Genomic DNA, 25,151 nt, shown 5'->3' with positions numbered 1-25,151 from the left:
TTAGTAAAACCGCGGTTATCTATTAGTTTAATTCATGTGAATAGTTAAGCCGATCGCCGCGTTCCCTCTTACACTATGCGCAGTTATAACATCGTTACTGGAAAGCCCAGTCGCCCTGTAGGAGTATTATCGTGATTAGTCTATTCGACATGTTTAAGGTGGGGATTGGTCCCTCATCTTCCCATACCGTAGGGCCTATGAAGGCGGGTAAACAGTTCGTCGATGACCTGGTCGAAAAAGGATTACTGGACAGCGTTACTCGTGTCGCCGTCGACGTGTATGGTTCACTGTCGCTCACGGGTAAAGGTCACCACACCGATATCGCCATTATTATGGGTCTGGCGGGCAATGAGCCTGCTACCGTGGATATTGATAGCATCCCAGGATTTATCCGCGACGTAGAAACGCGTGGACGCCTGCTGCTTGCGCAGGGTCAGCACGAAGTGGATTTCCCGCAGAATGACGGGATGCGTTTTCACAACGGCAACCTGCCGCTGCATGAAAACGGAATGCAGATCCATGCGTACAATGGCGAAACCGTCATTTATAGCAAAACCTACTACTCAATCGGCGGTGGATTCATCGTTGATGAAGAACATTTTGGTCAGGATGCCTCGGGCGAGGTCAGCGTGCCTTATCCGTTCAAATCCGCTACTGAAATGCTGGAATATTGCAACAGCACCGGCCTGTCTCTCTCTGGCATGGCAATGCAGAACGAACTTGCGCTGCACAGTAAGAAAGAGATTGAAGAGTACTTTGGCCACGTCTGGCAAACCATGCAGGCATGTATCGATCGTGGCATGAACACCGAAGGTGTGCTGCCGGGTCCGCTGCGCGTTCCTCGCCGTGCTTCAGCCCTGCGTCGTATGCTGGTTTCCAGCGATAAGCTGTCCAACGATCCAATGAACGTGATCGACTGGGTGAACATGTTTGCGTTGGCCGTTAACGAAGAAAACGCCGCGGGCGGTCGCGTAGTGACAGCGCCAACCAACGGTGCCTGCGGTATCGTGCCTGCGGTACTGGCCTATTACGATCATTTCATTGAGTCCGTTAGCCCGGATATCTATACCCGCTATTTCCTGGCGGCCGGTGCGATTGGCGCGTTGTACAAAATGAACGCCTCTATCTCTGGTGCAGAAGTAGGTTGTCAGGGTGAAGTGGGCGTAGCCTGCTCCATGGCTGCCGCGGGTCTGGCTGAACTGTTAGGCGCAAGCCCGGAACAGGTGTGTGTTGCTGCTGAAATCGGCATGGAACATAACCTCGGTTTAACCTGCGATCCGGTTGCCGGTCAGGTACAGGTACCGTGCATTGAGCGTAACGCAATTGCCTCAGTGAAGGCGATCAACGCTGCGCGTATGGCAATGCGCCGTACCAGCGCGCCGCGCGTCTCGCTGGATAAGGTCATTGAGACTATGTACGAAACGGGTAAAGACATGAACGCCAAATACCGCGAAACGTCACGCGGTGGCCTGGCGATCAAAGTTCAATGTGACTAATACTTAATTTTCGCCCATCTGCAACGGATGGGCGAATTTGCCCCCTCACCCTCGTCTACTGTAATTTTCCCCACTACACTTGCTCTGTTGCTGTTGGCTTCTGTGACCAACGGCTTATCGGGCGGCCCGCATGCAAACAGCACAACGGATCATTAAAAATTATCGCCGGAATCGCTTAATCGTCTGCACAGTATGTGCACTACTGACGCTCATCCTCACATTAACTGTCCGATTTATTTCGGAGCGTAATTTAAATCACCGAAATATCGTCACCTTTGCCAACCATGCAGTAGAAGAACTGGATGACGTGCTTTTACCCTTGCAGACTGGACGGGACGTATTGCTGCCGTTGATTGGCCTCCCCTGCTCAGTGGCGCGTTTACCCTTAAGCAAACATGCCGCAAGGTTGCAAACGGTGCGTTCTATTAGTCTGATTCAAAGCGGGATCCTCTATTGCTCCAGCATTTTTGGTTATCGTAATGTTCCCATTAGTCAACTGCAGCCCGAATTACCCAGCAGGGAACCGCAACTGCTGCTGTCTACCGACCATTCGTTGATTAAAGGCAGTCCGATTCTGACTCAGTGGTATCCGTCTTCTGCCGATGGTGAAGATGGCGTACTGGAAATCGTCAATATTGACTTATTGTCGTCTATGTTGCTTGAACCCCAGCCGCCGCAGATCACCGATGCCAGCTTAACCGTTGGTAATCGGCATCTACTGTATGATCAAGGTGTTGTCGATACTCTGCCTAAGCTAAATGATGAAAAACGCTACCAGCTTTCATCTCAACATTTTCCGTTTACCATTAGCGTCACCGGCCCTGGTCCCAGTGAGTTGGCGGTAAAACACCTGCCAACACAGCTGCCGCTGGCGGTGATCCTAAGTTTATTAGTGGGTTATCTGGCATGGCTGGCTACCGCCAGCAGAATGAGTTTCTCATGGGAGATTAATCTGGCCCTTGCTGCTCGGGAATTCGAACTATTTTGCCAGCCGCTGCTTAATGCGCAAACCCAGCAATGCATGGGCGTGGAAATCCTTTTACGCTGGAATAACCCGCGCCAGGGTTGGATCTCTCCGGAAGTGTTTATTCCCATCGCTGAGGAGCACAACCTGATTGTACCGCTTACCCGCCATGTCATCGCAGAAACCATTCAGCAACGACACGTTTTCCCGATGAGCAGCCAGTTTCATATTGGGATTAATGTCGCCGCCAGCCATTTTCGTAATGGTACGTTGCTAAAAGATCTTAATCAGTACTGGTTCAGCCAGCACCCAATCCAGCAATTGGTTATCGAACTGACCGAACGCGATGCGTTACTGGATGTGGATTATCGGGTCGTACGCGAATTAAATCGGCTTGGCGTAAAACTGGCGATTGATGATTTCGGTACCGGCAATAGCTCGCTCTCCTGGCTGGAAAAGCTCCGCCCGGATGTGCTGAAGATCGATAAATCATTTACTTCGGCAATAGGAACAGACGCCGTGAACTCAACCGTCACAGACATCATTATCGCTTTGGGGAAAAAATTGAATATAGAACTGGTGGCGGAAGGCGTTGAAACACAGGCGCAAGCTCAGCATTTGCGCCGACACGGCGTACATTTATTGCAAGGTTTTCTGTATGCCAAGCCAATGCCGCTGCGCGATTTTCCAAAATGGCTGGCGGGCAGCACGCCGCCGCCCACCCGGCATAACGGGAGACACAGTATGCCCGTCATGCCGTTTCGCTAAACCCGGTTACTCGTCTTCGTCGTGAGCGGGTTGTTCTTTAACAATGCGAACTAAATCCACACGATAGTCATTCGCTTCGACAATCGTAATGCTCAGCGGTGCGACCTCGATAACATCACCTACACGAGGAATATGGCCGTTAGCCGCAATGACTAAACCTGCCACCGTAGCGATGTCTTCGTCTTCATTCACTAACGTATCCACGTCCAGCGCCTGTTGCAACGCATGCAGATCGGTACCGCCTTTGACCAACCAACCGCCTGCATCAGCTATAATTTCAGGCGTTTCATCGGCATCAGGGAATTCACCGGCGATGGCTTCTAATACATCCAGCGGCGTGACCAGACCCTGTACTACGCCAAACTCGTTTGTGACGATAACGAAGCTACCGCGGGCACGACGCAGAACGCCTAACAGATTGATCGGGTCCAGCGTTTCCGGAACAACAATAGCCGGAGAAGCAGAGGCAATCGCCGCCACATCCACACCGTCTTCCAGCGCCACCAGCAGCTCTTTAGCACGCACGATACCGATGATTTCATCCAGTTCACCACGACATACCGGGAACAGGCTATGAGGTGACGAAAGCAACTGCTCGCGAATTTCCTCCACGCTCAGGTCTGCATCAACCCAGCTAATCTCCCCACGAGGCGTCATAATGCCGCGTAATGAACGCGACGCCAAAGAGAGGACGCCGTTGATCATATAGCGTTCTTCTTCTACAAATGCGCCTTCCGGGACGGGAACCGGTACCGGATTGTCGGATTCCATCTGTGCGCTGGCCTGACGTTTACCGCCCATCAGACGGAGAATCGCATCGGCAGTACGCGCACGCAATGGCAGCGTCGACTGGTGGCGAATAAAGTTACGACGGGCAATCTGGTTAAACAGCTCAATGATGATTGAGAAACCAATCGCCGCATACAGATAGCCTTTCGGAATGTGGAAGCCAAACCCTTCGGCAACCAGACTCAGACCAATCATCAACAGGAAGCTCAGACACAGCACCACCACCGTCGGGTGTTGGTTCACAAATCGGGTCAACGGCTTAGAGGCCAACAGCATCACGGCCATGGCAATCACTACTGCCGCCATCATCACTGGCAGATGGTTGACCATACCGACCGCCGTAATCACAGCATCCAGCGAGAACACTGCATCGAGGATGACAATCTGCGTTACGACAACCCAAAAGCTCGCATACCCTTTCGTCTGCCCGGTATCATGTTCACGGTTTTCCAGCCGCTCATGCAGCTCTGTCGTAGCCTTGAACAAGAGGAAGATACCCCCCAGCAGCATAATCAGATCGCGCCCCGAGAACGCATAGTCCATTACCGTGAACAGCGGCTTTGTCAGCGTCACCATCCACGAAATCACGGACAACAGGCCCAGACGCATAATCAGTGCCAGCGACAAACCGATTAAACGCGCTTTATCTCGCTGTTTCGGCGGCAGCTTATCAGCCAGGATCGCAATGAAGACCAGGTTATCAATACCCAGAACAATTTCAAGAACGACAAGCGTGAGCAAACCCACCCAAATCTGCGGGTCCATTAATAATTCCATGACAAGCTCCTGCTTAAGGAATGACCAAACTGCGCGCTGAGGATCTCAGGCGTTAAAGCGATATGCAGAGAAAATTTGTGGCAAAAAGTGCCAATCTGACAGGCTTGATACGGCCTGAAGGTGAAATGACGTCGGTGACGATCCATATGGTGGGCTACTGCCCTATACTCCTGAGTAATTAAACAGATGCTAAACATAACAGAGAGAAGCGGTTTTTAGCAAAGATTTACCTTCCTTTGCAATAAGTTGTTTCGGAGATATTTTACCCTTCGAAATTTCTTTTAATCGGAAGTTAAATTACGGATCTTCATCACATAAAATATTTTTTTCGATATCTAAAATAATTCACGAAAATCATAGGTTTTTCTTTGTAACCCTTATCTGAATCGATTCGATTGCGGACGACGATTCAAATACATCTTCACGTTGATGTGTTAACGATAATAAAGGAGGTAGCAAGTGACCATTGCTATTGTAATAGGCACACATGGTTGGGCTGCAGAGCAGTTACTTAAGACGGCAGAAATGCTGTTAGGCGAGCAGGAAAACGTCGGCTGGATCGATTTCGTTCCAGGCGAAAATGCCGAAACGCTGATCGAAAAGTACAACGCTCAGTTGGCAAAACTCGATACCAGTAAAGGCGTGCTGTTTCTCGTTGACACATGGGGAGGCAGCCCGTTTAACGCTGCAAGCCGCATTGTCGTCGATAAAGAGCATTACGAAGTTATCGCCGGTGTGAACATTCCCATGCTGGTTGAAACCTTCATGGCGCGTGATGACAACCCGAGCTTTGATGAATTAGTGGCACTGGCCGTTGAAACCGGTAGCGAAGGCGTGAAAGCGCTGAAAGCCAAACCGGTTGAGAAAGCCGCTCCTGCCCCAGTAGCAGCACCCAAAGCAGCAGCTCCCGCCAAACCGATGGGGCCGAACGATTATATGCAGATCGGCCTGGCGCGTATTGATGACCGTTTAATCCATGGTCAGGTGGCAACTCGCTGGACCAAAGAAACCAACGTAACACGCATTATCGTCGTCAGTGATGAAGTTGCCGCCGATACCGTGCGTAAAACGCTGCTGACTCAGGTAGCACCTCCGGGTGTGACGGCGCATGTGGTTGATGTCGCGAAAATGATCCGCGTCTACAACAACCCTAAATATGCAGGTGAGCGTGTGATGCTGTTGTTCACCAACCCAACCGACGTAGAACGTATCGTTGAAGGTGGTGTGAAAATTACCTCCGTAAACATTGGCGGTATGGCTTTCCGTCAGGGTAAAACGCAGGTAAACAACGCAATTTCTGTCGATGACAAAGACATCGAAGCCTTCAAGAAACTCAACGAACGCGGTATTGAGCTTGAGGCACGTAAGGTTTCTACCGATCAGAAACTGAAAATGATGGATTTGATTGCCAAGGTGAAATAATTCCCTGGCATTTACTTAGTTTTCACACTTAAGTCTGTATAGCAATAGGAGAAGTACAATGGAGATTACCACTCTTCAGATTGTGCTGGTGTTCATCGTCGCATGTATCGCGGGTATGGAGTCGGTACTCGATGAATTTCAGTTCCACCGTCCGTTGGTGGCCTGTACGCTGATTGGTGCCGTTCTCGGGGACATGAAAACCGGTATTATCATCGGTGGTACCCTGGAAATGATCGCCCTGGGCTGGATGAACATCGGTGCTGCGGTTGCACCAGATGCGGCACTGGCCTCAATTATCTCTACCGTTCTGGTTATCGCAGGTCACCAAAGCATTGGTGCCGGTATCGCGCTGGCTATCCCACTGGCAGCCGCAGGCCAGGTACTGACCATTATCGTTCGTACTATCACCGTAGCATTCCAGCACGCAGCGGATAAGGCGGCCGAAAACGGTAACCTGACGGCACTCTCCTGGCTGCATGTATCCTCTCTGTTCCTGCAGGCTATGCGTATCGCTATCCCAGCGGTAATCGTAGCGATTTCTGTTGGTACCAGTGAAGTTCAGAGCATGCTTAACGCCATTCCGGAAGTCGTGACCGGCGGTCTGAACATCGCAGGCGGTATGATCGTGGTGGTTGGTTATGCGATGGTCATCAACATGATGCGCGCAGGCTACCTGATGCCATTCTTCTACCTCGGCTTCGTCACCGCGGCATTTACTAACTTCAACCTGGTTGCTCTGGGTGTGATTGGCGCAGTAATGGCGATCCTCTACATTCAGCTGAGCCCGAAATATAACCGCGTAGCCGGTGCACCTGCTGCGGCGGCTGGCAATAACGATCTCGATAACGAACTGGACTAGCAGGTGAGCGAAATGGTTGATATGACTAAAACTACCACCGAGAAAAAACTCACTCCGAGTGACATTCGTGGCGTGTTCATTCGTTCTAACCTGTTTCAGGGTTCATGGAACTTCGAACGTATGCAGGCGCTGGGTTTCTGTTTCTCCATGGTGCCGGCTATCCGCCGCTTGTACCCGGAAAACAACGACGCGCGTAAGCAAGCGATTAAGCGTCACCTGGAATTCTTTAACACCCATCCGTACGTAGCGGCTCCAGTACTGGGCGTTACGCTGGCGATGGAAGAACAGCGTGCAAACGGCGCAGAGATTGACGATGGTGCCATCAACGGTATCAAAGTTGGTCTGATGGGTCCGCTGGCAGGCGTCGGCGACCCGATCTTCTGGGGTACCGTTCGCCCAGTATTCGCCGCGCTCGGCGCAGGTATCGCGATGAGCGGCAGCCTGCTGGGGCCATTGCTGTTCTTCGTTCTGTTTAACCTGGTTCGTCTGGCAACCCGTTATTACGGTGTGGCATATGGCTACCGTAAAGGTGTCGATATCGTTAAAGATATGGGCGGCGGCTTCCTGCAGAAACTGACTGAGGGGGCGTCAATCCTCGGTCTGTTTGTCATGGGGGCATTGGTTAACAAGTGGACGCACGTAAACATTCCACTGGTGGTTTCTACTATCACCGGTCAGGATGGTCAGACTCGTGTTACCACTGTGCAGACTATCCTTGACCAGCTGATGCCGGGTCTGGTTCCTCTGCTGCTGACATTCGCCTGTATGTGGCTGCTGCGTAAGAAAGTGAACCCGCTGTGGATCATCGTTGGCTTCTTCGTCATCGGTATCGCGGGCTACGCTGTCGGACTGCTCGGCCTGTAAAACTGTTGTACATCACCGGGGGCTTGCCCCCGGTTTTTCTATTTAGAGGGTTGAGGATTCATGACTATCACGGACCTGGTGCTGGTTCTATTTATCTTTTCGCTGCTGGCGTATGCCATTTACGATCAGTTCATCATGCCCCGCCGTAATGGCCCTACTCTGCTTACTGTCGCCCTGCTTCCCCGCAGCAGAGTCGACAGCGTTATCTTCCTTGGCCTGGTAGCTATTCTTATCTACAACAACATCACCAGCCACGGCGCGCAATTTACCACATGGTTATTATGTGCACTGGTATTGATGGGTTTGTATCTGTTCTGGATCCGTACGCCAAAAATCATCTTCAAGCAGAAAGGCTTTTTCTTCGCCAACGTCTGGATTGAATATAACCGCATTAAAGAGATGAATTTATCTGAAGACGGTGTATTGGTGATGCAATTAGAACATCGAAGATTGTTGATTCGTGTACGAAATATAGACGATCTTGAGAGAATATATAAACTATTAATTTCAAATCAATAGCTTACAAATATAGCCTGAACTATGTTTTTATATATCCGTGTAAAAACAAACATAGCCAAGGCTATATTTCACTGTCCTCAATGTTATTTATTTTAACGTTTTATTTATAAATAAATCTAAATGAAAATCGTTTTCAACTAGAAGTCAAATATTATTTCTGCGTTTCTTGTTTTATATTCTCAAAATATGTTAAGGTTGCGCCCGTCGTTGGGGAGTAGCCGATTTCCAGACTCCGGAAATGTACGTGTCAACATACTCGTTGAAAAACGTGGCGCGTACGGACTGAACTTACAGGTTCAGTCAGGCGAGACCATAGGCACATCAACTGCAATGCATATTTGAATGGCGCTGTATTTACAATGATTCCAGCCTGTATGCATGGTTACTGGGGGCAGTGATGTGTTTTATGGATACCCCGGTCAGGACGCTGTTATGAATCTCACCGCTACCGTTCTTCTCGCTTTCGGCATGTCGATGGATGCTTTCGCCGCATCAATTGGCAAAGGCGCCACCCTGCATAAACCCAAATTTTCTGAAGCATTGCGCACCGGACTGATATTCGGCGCAGTTGAAACGCTTACGCCACTGATTGGCTGGGGCATGGGGATGCTGGCCAGCAAATTCGTGTTGGAGTGGAACCATTGGATCGCCTTCATTCTGCTGATCTTTTTAGGCGGGCGAATGATAATCGAAGGTTTTCGCGACAACGGCGATGAAGAGGAAGAACCGCAGCGCCGCCACGGTTTCTGGCTGCTGGTTACCACCGCCATTGCCACCAGTCTCGACGCAATGGCCGTCGGGGTGGGTCTGGCTTTCCTGCAGGTCAACATTATTGCCACAGCGCTGGCCATCGGCTGCGCCACATTGATTATGTCCACGCTCGGCATGATGATTGGTCGTTTCATTGGCCCAATGCTGGGCAAACGAGCTGAAATTTTGGGTGGGGTGGTGCTGATTGGTATCGGTGCCCAGATCCTCTGGGCACACTTCCACGGTTAATTCAGACGCTGCCAGACATGAATACTAAAGTCGGTCTGGCAGTCAAACGTCGTTTTCCCCGCTAACGTTTCCCACACTTCCGGCTTTGCCCGCCAGGCGAACGGCGTCATTTGCAGTAACGCAACGGCCTCGCTGCCCTGAAGCTGCATCTGATATCCCAGCGCAATGCTCTGTTGCAGAACAAAACCGTCCAGTTGCTCAGTATGGGGCGCATGTAAACGCACCTCATCATAAATCAGCCCTTTCAGTTCCATTAAATGGCGCGGTCCCGGCGTGGCGGTGATCACCCATCCACCCGGTTTAACCACGCGAGCCAGTTCTTGCGCTTTACAGGGCGCATAGATCCGGATGATGGCATCCATTGATTCGTCTGCGAACGGCAGACGATGGCTGGAGGCAACGCAAAAGATCACCTGCGGATAGCGTCTGGCTGCGGCTTTAATTGCCACTTTGGAGACGTCAAGACCAAAGGTTGTACAGCCCGCCAGCGCGTCGGCAAACGCATGGGTGTAATACCCTTCCCCACAGCCAATATCCAGGATCGCTGCATCTTCTGAATTCGACTTTTCTTTAAGCACATTCACAATCGCATCACGCAACGGTTGATAGTGCCCAGCATCAAGAAATGCCCGTCTGGCTTGCATCATTTCAGCGCTATCACCCGGATCGCGCGACCGCTTATGCTGAACCGGCAGTAAGTTGACATACCCTTCTTTCGCCACGTCAAACTGGTGCCGCCCGGGGCAGACAAAACTGTTATTCGCTTGAGTAAGAGGCTGGTGGCAAAGAGGACAGGAAAACGACATGACAACTCCGGCAGGTGACTTAAGGGCGCAAGTGTAACGCGAATTGCGCCCTGGGAAAATAACTTACAGCGATGGCGAGGATACGTTGCTGCCGTGCATCACCAGCAGATGATCGGAGTCGGCAGGCATGCCATCTGGTTTAACGTTCTCCAGACGCAGGACATCACCCATTATCTGGCTGAAGACAGGCGCAGAGACAGCCCCACCATAATAAGCACCGTTTTGCGGATTATTGATGACGACCACCAGTGCAAATTTCGGGTCGCTCGCTGGCGCAACGCCTGCCGTGTAGGCCACGTATTTATCGACATACTTACCGTCATCACCAATTTTCTTTGCCGTTCCTGTTTTAACCGCCACGCGATAATCTCTGACCGCGGCTTTAGTTCCCCCACCACCAGGTAACGCGACGCTTTCCATCATATGTTCAACCTGGTGAACCAGCGCCTCCGGCATCACTCTGGTACCGATTACCGGCGGGTCAATACGGGTAATCGAAAGGGGTCGATAGATACCAAAACTACCAATGGTTGCATATACGTGCGCCAACTGCAGCGGCGTTACCATTAATCCATAGCCGAATGCAAAGGTCGCGCGATCCAAGTCGCTCCAGTAGCGGCGTTGAGGCATTAAACCGCTACTTTCACCGGTTAATCCCAGTCCGGTTGGATCGCCAAAACCAAAGCTCTTATAGGTATCCAGCAACTTTTGAACAGGCATAGCCAGTGAAAGGTGCGACACGCCGGTATCGCTCGATTTCTGCAAAATTCCGGTCAACGACAGCTCCGGGTAAAATCCGACGTCGCGAATGCGATGTCCATCAAGGTAAAAAGGATGGGTATCAATCACGCTATCCGGTTGTACTATCCCCTGCTGGAGTGCAGTCATGATCACCAGCGGTTTAACGGTTGAACCGGGTTCAAACGTATCGCTTATTGCACGGTTACGAAAATCATCCAGTACCGCGCCGTCACGGTTATTGGGGTTGAAGTCAGGAAAGCTCGCCATAGAGAGTATTTCACCGGTAGCAATGTTGACCAGCACTGCGGCTCCTGATTCCGCTTTATTCCACGTAACGGCATTGTCCAACGCATCTTCAGTGACCGTCTGCAGGCGCTCATCGATGCTGAGCTGTAATTGGTGTGCAGGAACAGGCGTAACTTCGGTGATATTTTCGATTACATGGCCAAATTTGTCTTTACGTACCAGACGGGAGCCAGGTTTACCCATCAACTGGTTATTAAAGCTTTTTTCCAGCCCTTCAATGCCTTGTCCATCAATGTTGGTAAAACCTATGAGATTCGCCGCTACGTGGCCTGCAGGATAGAACCGGCGGGATTCCTCACGCAGGTTAATGCCCGGGAGATTAAGATCATCGACCCACTCAGCCTGCTGAGGGGAAATTTGTCGTGCCAGGTAAATAAAACGTCCGCCAGGATTACTGTTAACGCGTTCCGCCAGCGTACTCAGTGACAGATGCAGAGCCCTTGCCAGAGCCTGCCACCGTTCGTTATAACCCACGCCTCCCTTGCTGATGATGGTCTTAGGATCGGCCCATACCGCGTTAACCGGAACACTTACCGCCAGCGGTCGCCCTTCTCTGTCGGTAATCATCCCGCGCGGCGAGGCAATAGTTACCTCACGTAATGAACGCATGTCTTCCTGTTTCACCAGACTCGTCGGCGTGACAATTTGCAGCCATGCAACCCGACCCAGCAGCAATCCCAGACTCAATAATATTGCCACACAAAGCAGGGCAAAACGTACGGGAGTAAAATTGCGCGCGTCGCCGTCGTTTTTCTTTTTCACCTGATCTCCAGCAAGATAGTTTTTCAGGTGTCTGATTTAACGAGAAATGTCGTAAGAAAGCGGGGAAAACTATGCTACGAACATCACGCCTTTGCAACAAAGCGCTAATGGGAGGGCATTTAGAAATATTTAGACGTATTTTGAATTAAAAAGCCCCGCATAGGCGAGGCTTTATATCTGAGATGGTTGCGCATATGCGCTTCAAATCAGTGGTGTCGATCAGATAGCTGTTACGTTAACAGCAGCCGGACCTTTCTGGCCGTCCTGAATTTCGAACTCAACGTTCTGGCCTTCAGCCAGAGTTTTGAAGCCGTTACCCTGGATAGCGGAGAAGTGTACGAACACGTCTTTGCTGCCATCAGCCGGAGTAATGAAACCAAAACCTTTAGACTCGTTGAACCACTTAACTTGACCTTTAATCTTTGCCATTTGCAAAATTCCTTAGAGTATTTTCTTCGCCCGCAGGCATAACATAGATAAAACTGAGACATTACTGCTTGAGGCACTAATATAAGGTTCGGCAGAGAAGCGGTATTCAACGTCAACGTGTTTACTCAGGACTTCTTTACTGAAAATGCCACACATAAACAGAACTGTACCTCGTTTAACCCAAAACGTGTTATCACATACAACGTTAATAATGGCAAGCCATTTTTAAACGTGTCTCGATCGGTCGCACAAATCCTGTCGTTCATCAAACAGCAACTGCACAGTTATGCGCCACACCGAGTAGTGTTATATTCCCGCCGCTCGCCCCATCCCCCGCCAGGCTTGCACCATAGCCAGGACATTTCTACCATAGCTCAATAGCTTCGGTTGTTCCAGATTAGCTGTTACAGGGTGTGCTGAATATCATTTTTTATGCTTAGTAATGCATAAAATGTCACAAGCGTAAAAATGAGATCTGCCTTCTGCTTTTGCACCAAAATAATGAAAGAATGATGACAATGCACAAAAAAAGTAAGAGAAACGTTTCGCTGTTAATAAAACGATCACTATCACAAAAATGACATAATCATATTTTTATCGTATGGGAAATTATATTTATATCAGACCGGGGATAAGATATTAATTGGCTGGAGCATCTGAAAATACTGAGTTAACACGAGAATCAGAGTGCTAATTACACGACATGTGCAGAAGAAAATAATCTGGCATGTTGGCGACAGGATGAAACATCTGAGAACGTAAGCAACAGATCCTCACCCTGTCATACCGTTTTTACCGCTCAGCTACCAGGCGGATGATGTCATCATCTTCGTCTTTCGCTGTGACCACAGCAGGCTCTGCCGCTTTTTCAGGTTCGTTAGCTTCGCAAAGGCGACGGAGCAATGCGTTCTGTCTTTTTTGCTGATCTAACAATGCTTCAAGCAGCTCAATCTGCTCATTAGTACGCGAACTTGCCCTATTGACGAAAAACCACAGTACAAGCCCGACAACCAGAATCACCACCGATACAGCCAAAGACGCCAAATTCAACGCGCCAGAATTCAAAACTTCGTTCATTTCACCACCTCAATGTAGACAGCGTAGTTTACCACTGCCGCACAAGAAGGTAATCAACTGTGGCAAAAATGCGCTTACCAGGGAATAAATTTATTAATGGCACAAATACCGCTGAAAAATTGTACATCCTGATCGCACATGATGTTGAACACTTGCGCCCACATCAGTATGCATACCAGCACGACAACTATCAGCACTACCCAGCGAATTTTTTTCACTCCAGCTCCACTCTTCGAATCAACATCTTATGCCTATAAATTATCATGCGTTACCTAAACCCAGCGTTAACTGTATCGGCATTCAATCTTTTTAGGAATGATTCACTTGTTTCATCCCATGTACAGGCTAATCTAATAATAACGAGAAAAGATAAGAGGTTGTAATGCGTCTGATAATCCGCGCTATTGTGTTGTTAGCTCTGGTTTGGATCGGTTTATTACTGAGCGGCTACGGAATTTTGATTGGAAGTAAGGAGAATGCAGCGGGCCTGGGCTTGCAATGCCAATATCTGACCGCACGCGGAACCAGCACCGCGCAATACGTCCACACAGACAGCGGTATCATTGGCCTGTCGGATTGCCCCTTGTTAAGAAAAAGCACGGTCATTATTGATAACGGTTAGTATAGCAGCAATACATCCGCTACGTTATTTGCACCAACTAACATTATGACTGTTCATAAAAAACCCCAGATACATAAATACCTGGGGTTTTTACGTTGACGCTATTACATAAGATTAGAACGGATAGTCGTTATAACCCATTTGTTCTGAAATTTTACGCGCAGCCGTATGCAGCATCGCCACATACTCGTGCAAACGTTCTTCTGAGAAACGCAGTGTCGGGAATGAAATACTCAAGCCTGCAATCACTACACCGAAACGGTCAAACACAGGTACACCGATGCAGCGCAGACCTTCTTCCTGTTCTTCGTTATCTTCACCGTAGCCCTGCTCGCGTACTTTATCCAGCAATACCAGCAGCTCATCAGTATTGGTAATAGTACGGTCGGTGCTACGCTTATACTCAATACCATCCAGAATCTGCTTCACTTCATCGCGGTCACGCCATGCCAGCAGAACTTTACCGATAGCCGTGCTGTACAGCGGATTACGGCGACCTACGCGAGAATACATGCGCAGATTGTACATAGAGTCGATTTTATGGATGTAGACGATGCTGTCTTCATCCAGTGCACCAAGGTGCACTGTCTCTTTGGTCAGGCGCGAAAGTTCGCGCATCTGAATATCAGCGCTACGGATAAGATCGACGTTTTGTAACGCGCGAGCACCCAGCTCGAATAGTTTCAGGGTCAGTGAGTATTTCTCCGACTCCCCTTCTTGTGCCACATAACCCAGCGTTTTCATGGTCTGCAAAAAGCGATAAACGGTGCTTTTTGACATCATGACGCGTTGCGACAACTCGGTAATACCAATTTCGCGCTCTTCACCCAGCGCCTGCAGAATGCCAAAAACCTTCAGCACGGAAGATACAGAATCGGGTTGTTTATCCAGATCTGCGATTGCCATTTATCACCCCTTTCGAGTGTTTTATAAAAATCAGAACCGGTTTTTATTATAATTTCACGTATCAGCCCTCGCAATCGCTCTTTGCTTACTTAGTTACAAATCTGCGACCTAACGCCTGAATATCAATGCTAAAATTATTATTCTCATCATAAATTCCAACAGTATTGACTTCCTATGGAAAAAACTCAGACCGATGGTCTGCCATTGCCCCAGCGATATGGCGCAATTTTAACCATTGTTATTGGCATCTCTATGGCAGTACTCGACGGCGCAATAGCAAACGTTGCCCTCCCCACTATCGCCACCGATCTTCAGGCCTCACCCGCCAGCTCAATCTGGATTGTGAACGCCTACCAAATTGCGATCGTTGTTTCGCTGTTATCGCTCTCTTTTTTAGGTGATATGTTTGGCTACCGACGCATTTATAAGTGTGGTCTGGTCGTGTTTCTGTTGGCATCGCTGTTTTGTGCCTTGTCAGACTCGCTGCATATGCTGACGTTAGCGCGCGTGGCTCAGGGGTTTGGCGGCGCGGCGCTGATGAGCGTTAATACGGCATTGATCCGACTCATTTATCCTCAGCGCCAGCTTGGCCGCGGGATGGGTATTAACTCCTTTATCGTGGCTGTATCCTCGGCAGCGGGTCCGACTATTGCGGCGGCAATTCTTTCTATTGCCTCGTGGAAATGGCTATTTCTGATTAACGTTCCATTGGGGATCATCGCCCTGCTGCTGGCTATGCGTTTTTTGCCACCCAATTCATCACGTAGCAATAAACCGCGCTTTGATCTGCCCAGCGCAATAATGAACGCCTTAACATTCGGTTTGTTGATCACGGCACTCAGCGGATTTGCACAGGGACAGTCACTAAAACTGATTGGTGCTGAACTTGTGGGGCTTCTCGTGGTAGGTTTTTTCTTTATCCGCCGCCAGCTCGCATTGCCAGTACCGTTATTACCGGTTGATCTACTACGCATTCCGCTGTTTTCACTCTCTATTTGCACCTCAATCTGTTCATTCAGCGCACAAATGCTGGCGATGGTTTCCCTGCCCTTTTTTATGCAAACGGTTCTCGGACGCAGCGAAGTTGAAACGGGCCTGCTGCTGACGCCGTGGCCTCTGGCAACCATGGTGATGGCCCCACTGGCGGGATATTTGATTGAACGTGTTCATGCAGGTCTGCTTGGCGCGCTGGGCATGGCAGTAATGGCGTGTGGGCTGTTTTCGCTGGTGTTACTGCCCACATCACCTTCCGATTTTAATATCATCTGGCCAATGATTTTGTGTGGTGCGGGTTTTGGCTTGTTCCAGTCACCGAATAATCACACCACCATCACCTCCGCGCCGCGAGATCGTAGCGGAGGCGCGAGCGGTATGCTCGGAACGGCGCGCTTACTGGGTCAAAGTACCGGGGCCGCACTGGTTGCGCTGATGTTAAATCAGTTTGGTGACAGTGGAACGCACATCTCGCTGATAACAGCGGGCATTCTGGCTTCGCTGGCCGCAATCGTAAGTGGCTTACGTATTACACAACCGCGGGTTCAGTCATAAAAAAAGCGCGTCTGTCGACGCGCTTTTTGTTGTTGTCTGCTGCAGATTATTTCAGGTACTCACCGCTGCGCAGCGCTTCAATACGTTTGTCCAACGGGGGGTGAGTCATAAACAGCTCACTCAACGATTTGGATTTACCATTGATGCAGAACGCCATCATACTGGTCGCTTCCTGCGGCTCATAGCTGGTTTTCAGGCGCTGCAGCGCGGCGATCATTTTTTCACGACCCACCAGTTTTGCAGAACCGGCATCCGCATGGAATTCACGATGACGTGAGAACCACATGGTAATGATGCTCGCCAGAATACCAAACACCAGTTCCAGCACAGTCGCCACCGCAAAGTAGATCAACGGGTTACCGTTGCTACCCTCACCCTCATCACGGTTCCCGCCCATAAAGCCAGCGGCAATTTGCGCCAGAATACGTGAGATAAAGATAACGAAGGTGTTTACTACCCCCTGAATGAGCGTCATGGTCACCATATCGCCATTGGCAATGTGGCTGATCTCATGCGCGATAACCGCTTCGGCTTCATCCGGGCTCATGTTTTGCAACAGACCAGTACTTACGGCCACCAGCGAGGCATCCCGGCGGGCACCAGTCGCAAACGCGTTAATATCTGGCGCGTGGTAGATTGCAACCTGTGGCATAGCGATCCCGGCCTGGCGGGCCTGATTCGCAACTGTATTCATCAGCCAGCGTTCTCTTTCATTGCGAGGCTGTTCGATCACTTCCCCGCCAACGGACTTTAACGCCATCCATTTGGACATCAGCAGCGAAATGAAGGAACCACCAAAACCAAACAGCAGTGCCATGATCAACAAGCCTTGAACGCTGCTTGACTGGATCCCTGTCAGGCTCAATACCAGCCCGAAAACGACCATCACAGCCAGGTTCGTCAGCAGGAAGAGCGCGATTCGCATCATAATTTTCTTTTAACCTCAATTTAACAAAACGCACTATGCGATTACCCATATCGTATGGGTCTTATGACTATTTTCAAGCATCCATAGGTGCTAAGTCACCAGAAAGACACAACTTTACATTTTATCGTATCAGGCTGACGTCTTCATGCACTTGTTAAAAAAACAGGCACAATTTCTTGTGCCTGTTCGAGGTTATTGACTGGTTGCGGGCTGTTCCGTTGGCTTCTCTTTCTCAAGATGCGCAAGGTCGAGCGCGATTTTTACCGTTTCATCCAGGTACGGATCCGGCTCCTGGTAATCCTTCGGCAGATCATCCAGTTTCTTCAATGGCGGCTTGCCTTCACGTTTAAACCGATCGTTGATACGCGCCAGACGCATTGCGTCATCTTCGTTATTCTCTTTTTCACGCTGAGCGTAATTCAGAGAAGCGATGTTGCGCTTATCCTTCATCGCATTGAAACGCGCAATGTCCTTCATGATGTATTGGAACTCAGGATCGTTCGCAATACGTGCATTGTGCTCTTTCAGCAATTCAGGTCCGAACGGCGTCAGATTATCTGACTTAGTGTAGGTCGCAGCATCAATGCTGTCCCACGGCAGTGCGTTATCTTCAAACTTCTCGCCGGTTTCAGTTTCTTCATTACCTGTCGGCATGATGATATCCGGCGTAACGCCCTTACGCTGCGTGCTGCCACCGTTTACGCGGTAGAATTTCTGGATCGTGTACTGAACAGAGCCCAGCGCAGGCCATTCCGGTCGTAGCATCTGATCGTAAATACGGTTCAGGGAGCGATACTGCTGGACGGTGCCTTTCCCAAAGGTCGGTTCACCAACGATCAACGCTCGGCCATAATCCTGCATTGCCGCCGCGAAAATCTCTGATGCTGAGGCACTGAAGCGATCGACCAATACCACCAGCGGGCCTTTGTAGTACACAACGCCGTCGGTATCGCTGTCTTCACGCACTTTACCGTTATTATCACGAACCTGAACCACCGGGCCGGAAGGAATGAACAGACCGGAAAGCGAAACCGCTTCAGTCAGTGCACCACCACCGTTGGTACGCAGATCGATGATAATACTGCTGACATTTTGTTTTTCCAGTTTCTGCAGTTGGACTTTGACATCATCAGTCAGACCTACATAGAAGCCAGGAATATCCAGTACGCCAACTTTTTCTTTACCAACGGTTTTCACGGACATTTTCACGGCGCGGTCTTCGAGACGAATACGTTCACGCGTTAGCGTCACGGTGCGCGTCTTGGTACCTTTACCGGCAGGCAGAATTTCAAGGCGTACCTTGCTGCCTTTAGGTCCTTTGATCAGTGCCACGACGTCATCCAGACGCCAGCCAATCACATCGACCATGCCCTTGCCCGTCTGCCCGACGCCGACAATACGATCGCCAACGCTGATCGACTTGCTCTTGGCTGCCGGGCCACCTGCCACCATGGAGTTAATGACGGTGTAGTCATCATCCATTTGCAGAACCGCGCCAATACCTTCCAAAGACAAGCTCATTTCCGTATTGAACTGCTCGGTATTGCGCGGAGAGAGATAGTTAGTATGCGGGTCGATTTCACGGGCGAACGCTGTCATCGCCAGTGAGAACACATCTTCGCTGTTGGTCTGCGCCAGACGGCGAATCGCAAATTTATAGCGGCGCGTCAGCGTTTCGCGAATTTCCGCATCGGTTTTACCCGTCAGCTTCAGGCTGAGTTCGTCAAATTTAACCTTACCGTCCCACAGCGCATTAAGCTCTGCTTCGCTCTTCGGCCACGGCGCTTTGCTTCGGTCGAGGTTAAACGTGTCGTTACCGGTAAAATCCATTGGACGTGCCAGTACGCTTAATGCGTACTGATAACGTTCAAATCGGCGTTTTTGCGCCAGATTATAGAGATCGTAAAAGACATCCAGCTTGCCGGTGCGTAGTTCATCGCCGAGGACCGTTTTCTTTTTTGCATACTGTTCGATATCGCTCGCCAACAGCACATTGTGGCTGTAGTCGAGCAAATTCAAATAGCGGTCAAAAATTTTTGCCGAAAACGCCTGATCCAGATCGAACTGGCGATAGTGTGATCGCGTAAAACGCGACGTCACACGTTCGCTTACCGTCGCATGCTGGGTTTCTTCCTTTAAAACGGGGATTTGATCGGCACGCGTGATGTCTTCCACAGCAAGTGCCTGGCCTGCTAATGCAAGCAGACCAGCTAACGCAGTAAGCCTAAAAAAAGTGTTCATGCCAGGCCTGGCCTCCGTTTCAGAACACCAGGTGTTCTGCGCGTACAATCAAAGACATACCCGAATTCAGCTGTACACGGACGCCATCTTTGGTGATTTCTAATACGGTGGCATCCATCGCATTATTTCCTGCTTTCACCTTCAGAGACTGCCCTACCGTCAGTACTGAAATATCAGATACCGGGGTATGCTGTTCTTCGCGAGGAGCACGCGGTGCTTTTGCTGCTGGTTTTTCAGCGCGAGGTTTACGCTCTGCACCTTCTTTACGACGCGGTGCAGGACGCGGCTTACGCTCGCGACGCGGTGCGCCTTCTTTTTCACCGGCAGCAGCAGCCGCTTCGCGTTTTTTCGCCTGTTGCTCTGCGCGTTGCGCCTGAACACGGGCTTTAGCTTCTTCCAGCTGTTTGCGCGCATGTTCAACATGTTGTTCATCCAGCTCACCACAAGGGTTGCCGTCGAGATCAACACGCGTTGCGCCCAATTTAACGCCGTACAGATAGCGCCAGCTTGAAGTATAGAGACGTAAGGCAGAACGGAGCTGAGTCTTGCTGAGGTTCATTTCGCCCTCAACACGCTCTACCAGATCCTGAAAAATGCCAATTTTCAGTGGGCGCGCTTCGCCTTCCGCACTAAAACACTGCGGGAAGCGTTCGGCCAGAAACGCGATGACTTCTTTACTGCTATTCAACTTAGGTTGATTTTCCATGAAATTTCCTGATTACAACGGACGTAGCCAACAAGCGCAGGCATGAACAGGCGACATTATAATGACGTCATCAGTAATTGCTACGTTATCCGTTGATTATCCTGCGACGTGCGCAAAGAATTTTTTGTAATCCGTCGTTGCAAGCACGGTTTCAAGCTGTGCCACCAGTGTACGCAGACCTTGTTCATCTTCCTCAGTAAAGCGGCCAAACGCCGTGCTATCGATATCCAGCACGCCGATTATCTGATTTTCGACGGTGATAGGCAGGACGATTTCAGCGTTGCTGGCGGCATCACAAGCAATGTGCCCATCAAAAGCATGTACGTCCTCAATACGCTGAACCTGGTTCTGCGCCACTGCTGTACCGCACACACCACGCCCTACCGGGATCCGCACGCAGGCAATTTTGCCCTGGAAGGGACCAAGCACCAGCGTATCGTCCTCAAGCAGGTAAAAACCGGCCCAGTTCACTTCTGCAAGACGCTCGTACAACAATGCGCTGGTATTCGCCAGCGTTGCCAGAAAACTGGTTTCACCTGCCATCAATGCCTGAAAATCACGGTTCAGATCCGTGTATAGCTCTATTTTGTTCATTATGTAATCACTTAGTTGTCTTACTTAAAACTGCAGCCTACTAAAATAAACATTAAATGCGTTAATGCTCAAGATCATTCCCGTCATGAGTTAAGATAACATTACTTCAACAATTTGATTCGCGATACATGGCCTTAACGACACCACGCATCACGCCAACTAAAAAAATAGTCATCAGGTCCATCGGTGAGGCACTACCTCGTGCACATTATCATCGCTGCCCTGAATGTGACCTGATATTTAGCTTGCCTAAAATGCGTTCGCACCAAAGTGCCTTTTGCCCACGCTGCCAGGCAAAAATTCGCGACGGACGCGACTGGTCATTAACGCGACTGGCGGCAATGGCTTTCACCATGTTGCTGCTGATGCCCTTTGCCTGGGGAGAGCCACTCCTGCACATCTATTTATTAGGCGTGCGCATTGATGCCAATGTTATGCAAGGCATCTGGCAAATGACCCGACAAGGTGACCCCCTCACTGCTTCTTTCGTGCTTTTTTGCGTCGCTGGCGCGCCGCTAATTCTCGTGACCTCAATTGCTTATCTGTGGTTTGGCAATATTCTTGGGATGAACCTGCGCCCGGTGCTGCTGATGCTGGAAAGGCTCAAAGAGTGGGTGATGCTCGATATCTATCTTGTGGGCATTGGCGTCGCGTCAATCAAAGTTCAGGACTATGCTTTTTTGCAACCCGGTGTGGGACTGTTTGCTTTTATTGCGCTGGTGATCCTCAGTATTTTGACGCTGTCGCACCTCAACGTAGAGCAGCTTTGGGACCGATTTTACCCGCAAAGACCAGCCCGTCGCCCTGATGAAAAGCTCCGCGTCTGCCTCGGTTGTCACTTTACAGGTTATCCGGACGCTCGGGGTCGCTGCCCTCGTTGCCATATCCCGCTGCGCTGGCGCAGGAATCAAAGTATCCAAAAGTGTTGGGCGGCGCTACTGGCCTCGATTGTCCTGCTTTTGCCTGCTAATCTGCTGCCCATCTCGGTAATTTATGTCAACGGTGGTAGGCAGGAAGACACTATCCTGTCAGGCATAATGTCTTTGGCAAACAGCAACGTCGGCGTGGCGGCGATCGTTTTTATCGCCAGTATTCTGGTGCCATTCACCAAAGTGATTGTGATGTTTACGTTGCTCATCAGCATCCATTTTAACTGCGAGCAAGGATTGCGTACCCGCATAAAACTGCTGCGTATGGTGACCTGGATTGGCCGCTGGTCGATGCTGGATCTCTTTGTTATCGCTTTAACCATGTCGCTGATTAATCGCGATCAGATACTTGCTTTTACTATGGGACCGGCTGCGTTTTATTTCGGCGCGGCGGTAATATTGACTATTCTTGCTGTGGAATGGCTGGACAGCCGCTTACTTTGGGATGCACATGAGTCAGGAAACGCCCGCTTCGCAGACTGAAGCGCAGATTAAAACAAAACGCCGTATCTCTCCGTTCTGGCTGCTGCCGTTCATTGCGCTGATGATCGCAGGATGGCTTATCTGGGGAAGCTATGAAGATCGCGGCAATACCGTAACCATTGACTTCATGTCCGCGGACGGCATTGTACCAGGACGCACGCCCGTTCGTTATCAGGGCGTTGAAGTGGGCACGGTGCAGGATATCAACCTCAGCAAAGATCTGCGTAAAATTGAAGTCCGCGTCAGCATCAAATCGAGCATGAAAGATGCACTGCGCAAAGATACCCAGTTCTGGCTGGTCACGCCGAAAGCGTCGCTGGCCGGAGTTTCGGGTCTGGATGCGTTGGTTGGTGGTAACTATATCGGCATGATGCCCGGAACCGGCGAGGAAGAAGATCATTTCGTTGCCCTCGACACGCAGCCCAAATACCGTCTGGATAATGGCGATTTGATGCTGCATCTGCGGGCGCCTGACCTCGGTTCGCTCAATAGCGGTTCGCTGGTTTATTTCCGTAAGATTCCGGTGGGCCGGGTGTATGACTACACTATCAACCCCAACAATCAGGGCGTAACTATCGACGTGCTGATTGAACGTCGGTTTACCAATCTGGTGAAAAAAGGCAGCCGCTTCTGGAACGTCTCCGGTGTGAATGCGGATGTCAGCCTCAGCGGCGCGAAGATCAAACTGGAGAGTCTGGCCGCGCTGGTCAATGGCGCCATTGCTTTTGATTCGCCTGAAGACTCAAAACCCGCCGCAGCCGACGACACGTTTGGTTTATATCAGGATCTCGCGCACAGCCAGCGCGGGGTGATCGTCAAGCTTGACTTACCCAGCGGGGACGGACTCAAAGCTGGCTCAACATCGCTGATGTATCAAGGATTACAAGTCGGCCAACTCACCAAACTGGATTTAAATCCAGGCGGTAAAGTGACTGGAGAAATGACTGTCGACCCCAGCGTCGTAACGCTGCTGCGCGACAACACGCGGATTGAATTACACAGCCCTAAATTATCGTTAAACGATGCCAATCTCAGCTCACTGCTGACGGGTAAAACGTTTGAACTGGTCCCCGGCGAAGGCGAGCCGCGTAGCCAGTTTGTGGTTATCCCCGCAGAGAAGTCGTTGTTACACGATCCAGGGGTCATGACATTTACGCTCACCGCACCGGAAAGTTACGGTATTGATGCTGGCCAGCCGCTGAATCTCCACGGCGTACAGGTCGGTCAGGTGATTGAGCGCACGCTTTCCAGCAAAGGCGTTTCATTTACCGTTGCCATCGAACCGCAGCATCGTGACCTGGTGCAAGGTGACAGTAAGTTCGTGGTCAACAGTCGCGTGGACGTCAAAGTCGGACTTGATGGCGTGGAGTTCCTTGGCGCCAGCGCCAGCGAGTGGCTCAGCGGCGGCATTCGTATTTTGCCCGGTACGAAGGGGGAAATGAAAAAAAGCTACCCGCTGTATGCCAACCTGGAAAAAGCGATTGAAAACAGCCTGAGCGATCTGCCAACCACCACGGTCAGCCTGAGCGCCGAAACGCTGCCTGATGTGCAAGCCGGCTCGGTGGTTCTATACCGCAAATTCGAGGTCGGTGAAGTGATCAGCGTTCGTCCTCGCGCCGATGCATTTGATATCGATCTGCATATTAAACCGGAATATCGCAACCTGTTGACCAGCAACAGCGTGTTCTGGGCCGAAGGCGGAGCAAAAGTTCAGCTTAACGGCAGCGGATTAACCGTACAGGCATCTCCCCTTTCACGCGCGCTTAAAGGGGCAATTAGCTTCGATAATTTAAGCGGTGCCAGCGCCAGCCAACGCAAAGGCGACAAGCGCATTCTGTATGCTTCGGAAACCGCCGCGCGTGCGGTAGGCGGCCAGATAACGCTGCATGCGTTCGATGCAGGTAAACTCGCTGCTGGCATGCCGATTCGCTACCTGGGAATCGATATCGGCCAGATTCAGACGCTTGAGCTGATCACCGCACGGAACGAAGTGCAGGCAAAAGCGGTTCTGTACCCGGAATACGTGCAGACCTTCGCGCGAAGCGGTACCCGTTTCTCCGTGATCACCCCGCAAATTTCGGCAGCTGGCGTGGAGCATCTGGATACAATCCTGCAGCCGTACATCAACGTTGAACCCGGACGCGGTAATCCGCGACGTGATTTTGAGTTGCAGGAAGCCACCATTACCGACTCTCGCTACCTCGATGGTCTGAGTATTGTGGTGGAAGCACCGGAAGCAGGTTCGCTGAATATCGGAACCCCGGTTTTGTTCAGAGGTATTGAAGTGGGGACCGTCACCGGGCTGACGCTGGGCTCGCTTTCCGATCGTGTGATGGTTGCCATGCGCATTAGCCAGCGCTATCAGCATCTGGTGCGCAACAACTCCGTGTTCTGGCTGGCATCCGGCTACAATCTTGACTTCGGCCTGACCGGCGGTGTCGTGAAGACCGGTACCTTCAATCAGTTCATCCGCGGCGGCATCGCCTTCGCGACTCCACCAGGCACACCGCTGGCTCCTAAAGCGCAGGCAGGTAAACACTTCCTGTTGCTCGAAAGCGAACCGAAAGAGTGGCGTGAATGGGGAACTGCCCTGCCACGATAATCTCTCCCCTTGCT

24 protein-coding genes and 1 riboswitch are annotated in these 25,151 nt (G+C 50.6%); of the genes, 11 read left to right on the top strand and 13 right to left on the bottom strand.

Features of this window, described 5'->3' with window-relative positions; genetic code table 11:
• Window positions 1-131 precede the first annotated feature (131 nt).
• Together sdaA and GUC46_RS10295 are read left to right on the top strand one after the other, a co-directional pair.
• A complete protein-coding gene (gene sdaA, locus GUC46_RS10300; RefSeq protein ID WP_003020994.1) occupies window positions 132-1,496 on the top strand; it encodes an L-serine ammonia-lyase in 1,365 nt (454 codons plus the stop codon).
• Window positions 1,497-1,626: 130 nt separating this feature from the next.
• A complete protein-coding gene (locus tag GUC46_RS10295; protein ID WP_060854770.1) occupies window positions 1,627-3,228 on the top strand; it encodes an EAL domain-containing protein in 1,602 nt (533 codons plus the stop codon).
• Between the two features lie 6 nt (window positions 3,229-3,234).
• Here the strand turns inward: GUC46_RS10295 and yoaE are convergent, their stop codons facing one another.
• Together yoaE and GUC46_RS24240 are read right to left on the bottom strand one after the other, a co-directional pair.
• A complete protein-coding gene (gene yoaE / locus GUC46_RS10290) occupies window positions 3,235-4,794 on the bottom strand; it encodes a CNNM family cation transport protein YoaE (RefSeq protein WP_003020999.1) in 1,560 nt (519 codons plus the stop codon).
• On the bottom strand, window positions 4,782-4,940 hold the full coding sequence (locus tag GUC46_RS24240; RefSeq protein WP_370766360.1) for a hypothetical protein: 159 nt from the start codon (window positions 4,938-4,940) through the stop codon (window positions 4,782-4,784). The genes yoaE and GUC46_RS24240 overlap by 13 nt, the downstream gene beginning before the upstream one ends.
• A 313-nt stretch (window positions 4,941-5,253) precedes the next feature.
• Between GUC46_RS24240 and manX the strand changes: the two genes are divergently transcribed.
• From manX to mntP, 5 genes are all read left to right on the top strand, one after another.
• The gene (gene manX, locus GUC46_RS10285) at window positions 5,254-6,216 is read left to right on the top strand and encodes a PTS mannose transporter subunit IIAB (protein ID WP_003841624.1); all 963 of its coding nucleotides are present in this window, start codon (window positions 5,254-5,256) and stop codon (window positions 6,214-6,216) included.
• Between the two features lie 58 nt (window positions 6,217-6,274).
• Entirely contained in the window at window positions 6,275-7,075 is an 801-nt protein-coding gene (locus GUC46_RS10280; protein ID WP_003021004.1) for a PTS mannose/fructose/sorbose transporter subunit IIC, read from the top strand.
• A gap of 12 nt (window positions 7,076-7,087) precedes the next feature.
• Complete coding sequence (locus tag GUC46_RS10275) at window positions 7,088-7,939, top strand: PTS mannose transporter subunit IID (RefSeq protein WP_008322630.1); 852 nt, start codon at window positions 7,088-7,090, stop codon at window positions 7,937-7,939.
• 60 nt (window positions 7,940-7,999) lie between these two features.
• Window positions 8,000-8,458 (top strand): DUF986 family protein, encoded by a 459-nt coding sequence (locus GUC46_RS10270; RefSeq protein ID WP_003021010.1) that lies wholly within the window; start codon window positions 8,000-8,002, stop codon window positions 8,456-8,458.
• 197 nt (window positions 8,459-8,655) lie between these two features.
• A riboswitch (yybP-ykoY riboswitch) is annotated at window positions 8,656-8,760 on the top strand.
• 130 nt (window positions 8,761-8,890) lie between these two features.
• Window positions 8,891-9,457: a manganese efflux pump MntP gene (mntP, locus tag GUC46_RS10265; protein WP_003021013.1), complete on the top strand. Its 567-nt coding sequence runs from the start codon at window positions 8,891-8,893 to the stop codon at window positions 9,455-9,457.
• Here the strand turns inward: mntP and rlmA are convergent.
• The 6 genes from rlmA to mgrB all read right to left on the bottom strand — a co-directional run bounded on the left by rlmA (window position 9,454) and on the right by mgrB (window position 13,796).
• Entirely contained in the window at window positions 9,454-10,263 is an 810-nt protein-coding gene (gene rlmA, locus GUC46_RS10260) for a 23S rRNA (guanine(745)-N(1))-methyltransferase (protein WP_003841628.1), read from the bottom strand. The two genes, mntP and rlmA, sit on opposite strands and share 4 nt — an antisense overlap.
• Before the next feature lie 63 nt (window positions 10,264-10,326).
• Entirely contained in the window at window positions 10,327-12,072 is a 1,746-nt protein-coding gene (gene ftsI, locus GUC46_RS10255; RefSeq protein WP_003841630.1) for a peptidoglycan glycosyltransferase FtsI, read from the bottom strand.
• A 219-nt stretch (window positions 12,073-12,291) separates the two neighbouring features.
• Window positions 12,292-12,501, bottom strand: coding sequence for a transcription antiterminator/RNA stability regulator CspE (cspE, locus tag GUC46_RS10250; protein WP_001062678.1), 210 nt, complete (start codon window positions 12,499-12,501; stop codon window positions 12,292-12,294).
• 12 nt (window positions 12,502-12,513) lie between these two features.
• Window positions 12,514-12,657, bottom strand: coding sequence for a DUF2627 domain-containing protein (locus tag GUC46_RS10245; RefSeq protein ID WP_003034983.1), 144 nt, complete (start codon window positions 12,655-12,657; stop codon window positions 12,514-12,516).
• Between the two features lie 636 nt (window positions 12,658-13,293).
• Window positions 13,294-13,578: a YebO family protein gene (locus GUC46_RS10240; RefSeq protein ID WP_016150392.1), complete on the bottom strand. Its 285-nt coding sequence runs from the start codon at window positions 13,576-13,578 to the stop codon at window positions 13,294-13,296.
• 74 nt (window positions 13,579-13,652) lie between these two features.
• Window positions 13,653-13,796 (bottom strand): PhoP/PhoQ regulator MgrB, encoded by a 144-nt coding sequence (gene mgrB / locus GUC46_RS10235; protein WP_003034977.1) that lies wholly within the window; start codon window positions 13,794-13,796, stop codon window positions 13,653-13,655.
• Between the two features lie 164 nt (window positions 13,797-13,960).
• Here mgrB and GUC46_RS10230 point away from each other — a divergent pair, with 164 nt between their 5' ends.
• Window positions 13,961-14,200, top strand: coding sequence for a YobH family protein (locus GUC46_RS10230; RefSeq protein WP_003841988.1), 240 nt, complete (start codon window positions 13,961-13,963; stop codon window positions 14,198-14,200).
• Between the two features lie 114 nt (window positions 14,201-14,314).
• Here GUC46_RS10230 and kdgR read toward each other — a convergent pair whose 3' ends face one another.
• Window positions 14,315-15,106: a DNA-binding transcriptional regulator KdgR gene (gene kdgR / locus GUC46_RS10225; RefSeq protein WP_003833778.1), complete on the bottom strand. Its 792-nt coding sequence runs from the start codon at window positions 15,104-15,106 to the stop codon at window positions 14,315-14,317.
• Between the two features lie 174 nt (window positions 15,107-15,280).
• Between kdgR and GUC46_RS10220 the strand changes: the two genes are divergently transcribed.
• Window positions 15,281-16,654, top strand: a complete 1,374-nt coding sequence (locus tag GUC46_RS10220; RefSeq protein ID WP_160180180.1) for an MFS transporter — start codon at window positions 15,281-15,283, stop codon at window positions 16,652-16,654.
• A gap of 46 nt (window positions 16,655-16,700) precedes the next feature.
• Here the strand turns inward: GUC46_RS10220 and htpX are convergent, their stop codons facing one another.
• From htpX to GUC46_RS10200, 4 genes are all read right to left on the bottom strand, one after another.
• Window positions 16,701-17,582 carry a protease HtpX gene (gene htpX, locus GUC46_RS10215; protein WP_003034964.1) on the bottom strand — a complete coding sequence of 294 codons (882 nt, stop codon included), beginning with the start codon at window positions 17,580-17,582 and terminating at the stop codon, window positions 16,701-16,703.
• Between the two features lie 192 nt (window positions 17,583-17,774).
• Window positions 17,775-19,823 (bottom strand): carboxy terminal-processing peptidase, encoded by a 2,049-nt coding sequence (gene prc, locus GUC46_RS10210; RefSeq protein ID WP_160180178.1) that lies wholly within the window; start codon window positions 19,821-19,823, stop codon window positions 17,775-17,777.
• Between the two features lie 19 nt (window positions 19,824-19,842).
• Complete coding sequence (proQ, locus tag GUC46_RS10205) at window positions 19,843-20,529, bottom strand: RNA chaperone ProQ (protein ID WP_003034957.1); 687 nt, start codon at window positions 20,527-20,529, stop codon at window positions 19,843-19,845.
• A gap of 96 nt (window positions 20,530-20,625) precedes the next feature.
• Window positions 20,626-21,123: a GAF domain-containing protein gene (locus GUC46_RS10200; protein WP_003034953.1), complete on the bottom strand. Its 498-nt coding sequence runs from the start codon at window positions 21,121-21,123 to the stop codon at window positions 20,626-20,628.
• 128 nt (window positions 21,124-21,251) lie between these two features.
• On the opposite strand from GUC46_RS10200, the gene yebS reads away from it, so the two are divergent.
• Both yebS and GUC46_RS10190 read left to right on the top strand, forming a co-directional pair.
• On the top strand, window positions 21,252-22,535 hold the full coding sequence (yebS, locus tag GUC46_RS10195) for a membrane integrity lipid transport subunit YebS (protein ID WP_016150395.1): 1,284 nt from the start codon (window positions 21,252-21,254) through the stop codon (window positions 22,533-22,535).
• The gene (locus tag GUC46_RS10190; protein ID WP_160180176.1) at window positions 22,504-25,137 is read left to right on the top strand and encodes a PqiB family protein; all 2,634 of its coding nucleotides are present in this window, start codon (window positions 22,504-22,506) and stop codon (window positions 25,135-25,137) included. Before yebS ends, GUC46_RS10190 begins: the two co-directional genes overlap by 32 nt.
• The last annotated feature ends 14 nt before the right edge of the window (window positions 25,138-25,151 follow it).

The sequence above is a fragment of the Citrobacter sp. LUTT5 genome (assembly GCF_009905315.1).
Lineage (GTDB): Bacteria > Pseudomonadota > Gammaproteobacteria > Enterobacterales > Enterobacteriaceae > Citrobacter > Citrobacter freundii.
This window is presented reverse-complemented; position numbering and strand designations above follow the sequence as displayed.

Coding starts and splice junctions, on each gene's coding strand:
- kdgR (WP_003833778.1), bottom strand. CDS start 15,106: ATGGCAATCGCAGATCTGGATAAACAACCCGATTCTGTATCTTCCGTG.
- yoaE (WP_003020999.1), bottom strand. CDS start 4,794: ATGGAATTATTAATGGACCCGCAGATTTGGGTGGGTTTGCTCACGCTT.
- GUC46_RS24240 (WP_370766360.1), bottom strand. CDS start 4,940: ATGGATCGTCACCGACGTCATTTCACCTTCAGGCCGTATCAAGCCTGT.
- GUC46_RS10270 (WP_003021010.1), top strand. CDS start 8,000: ATGACTATCACGGACCTGGTGCTGGTTCTATTTATCTTTTCGCTGCTG.
- GUC46_RS10245 (WP_003034983.1), bottom strand. CDS start 12,657: ATGTGTGGCATTTTCAGTAAAGAAGTCCTGAGTAAACACGTTGACGTT.
- rlmA (WP_003841628.1), bottom strand. CDS start 10,263: ATGTCGTTTTCCTGTCCTCTTTGCCACCAGCCTCTTACTCAAGCGAAT.
- cspE (WP_001062678.1), bottom strand. CDS start 12,501: ATGGCAAAGATTAAAGGTCAAGTTAAGTGGTTCAACGAGTCTAAAGGT.
- GUC46_RS10275 (WP_008322630.1), top strand. CDS start 7,088: ATGGTTGATATGACTAAAACTACCACCGAGAAAAAACTCACTCCGAGT.
- GUC46_RS10220 (WP_160180180.1), top strand. CDS start 15,281: ATGGAAAAAACTCAGACCGATGGTCTGCCATTGCCCCAGCGATATGGC.
- yebS (WP_016150395.1), top strand. CDS start 21,252: ATGGCCTTAACGACACCACGCATCACGCCAACTAAAAAAATAGTCATC.
- GUC46_RS10200 (WP_003034953.1), bottom strand. CDS start 21,123: ATGAACAAAATAGAGCTATACACGGATCTGAACCGTGATTTTCAGGCA.
- GUC46_RS10295 (WP_060854770.1), top strand. CDS start 1,627: ATGCAAACAGCACAACGGATCATTAAAAATTATCGCCGGAATCGCTTA.
- GUC46_RS10190 (WP_160180176.1), top strand. CDS start 22,504: ATGAGTCAGGAAACGCCCGCTTCGCAGACTGAAGCGCAGATTAAAACA.
- mntP (WP_003021013.1), top strand. CDS start 8,891: ATGAATCTCACCGCTACCGTTCTTCTCGCTTTCGGCATGTCGATGGAT.
- GUC46_RS10230 (WP_003841988.1), top strand. CDS start 13,961: ATGCGTCTGATAATCCGCGCTATTGTGTTGTTAGCTCTGGTTTGGATC.
- prc (WP_160180178.1), bottom strand. CDS start 19,823: ATGAACACTTTTTTTAGGCTTACTGCGTTAGCTGGTCTGCTTGCATTA.
- proQ (WP_003034957.1), bottom strand. CDS start 20,529: ATGGAAAATCAACCTAAGTTGAATAGCAGTAAAGAAGTCATCGCGTTT.
- GUC46_RS10240 (WP_016150392.1), bottom strand. CDS start 13,578: ATGAACGAAGTTTTGAATTCTGGCGCGTTGAATTTGGCGTCTTTGGCT.
- GUC46_RS10280 (WP_003021004.1), top strand. CDS start 6,275: ATGGAGATTACCACTCTTCAGATTGTGCTGGTGTTCATCGTCGCATGT.
- htpX (WP_003034964.1), bottom strand. CDS start 17,582: ATGATGCGAATCGCGCTCTTCCTGCTGACGAACCTGGCTGTGATGGTC.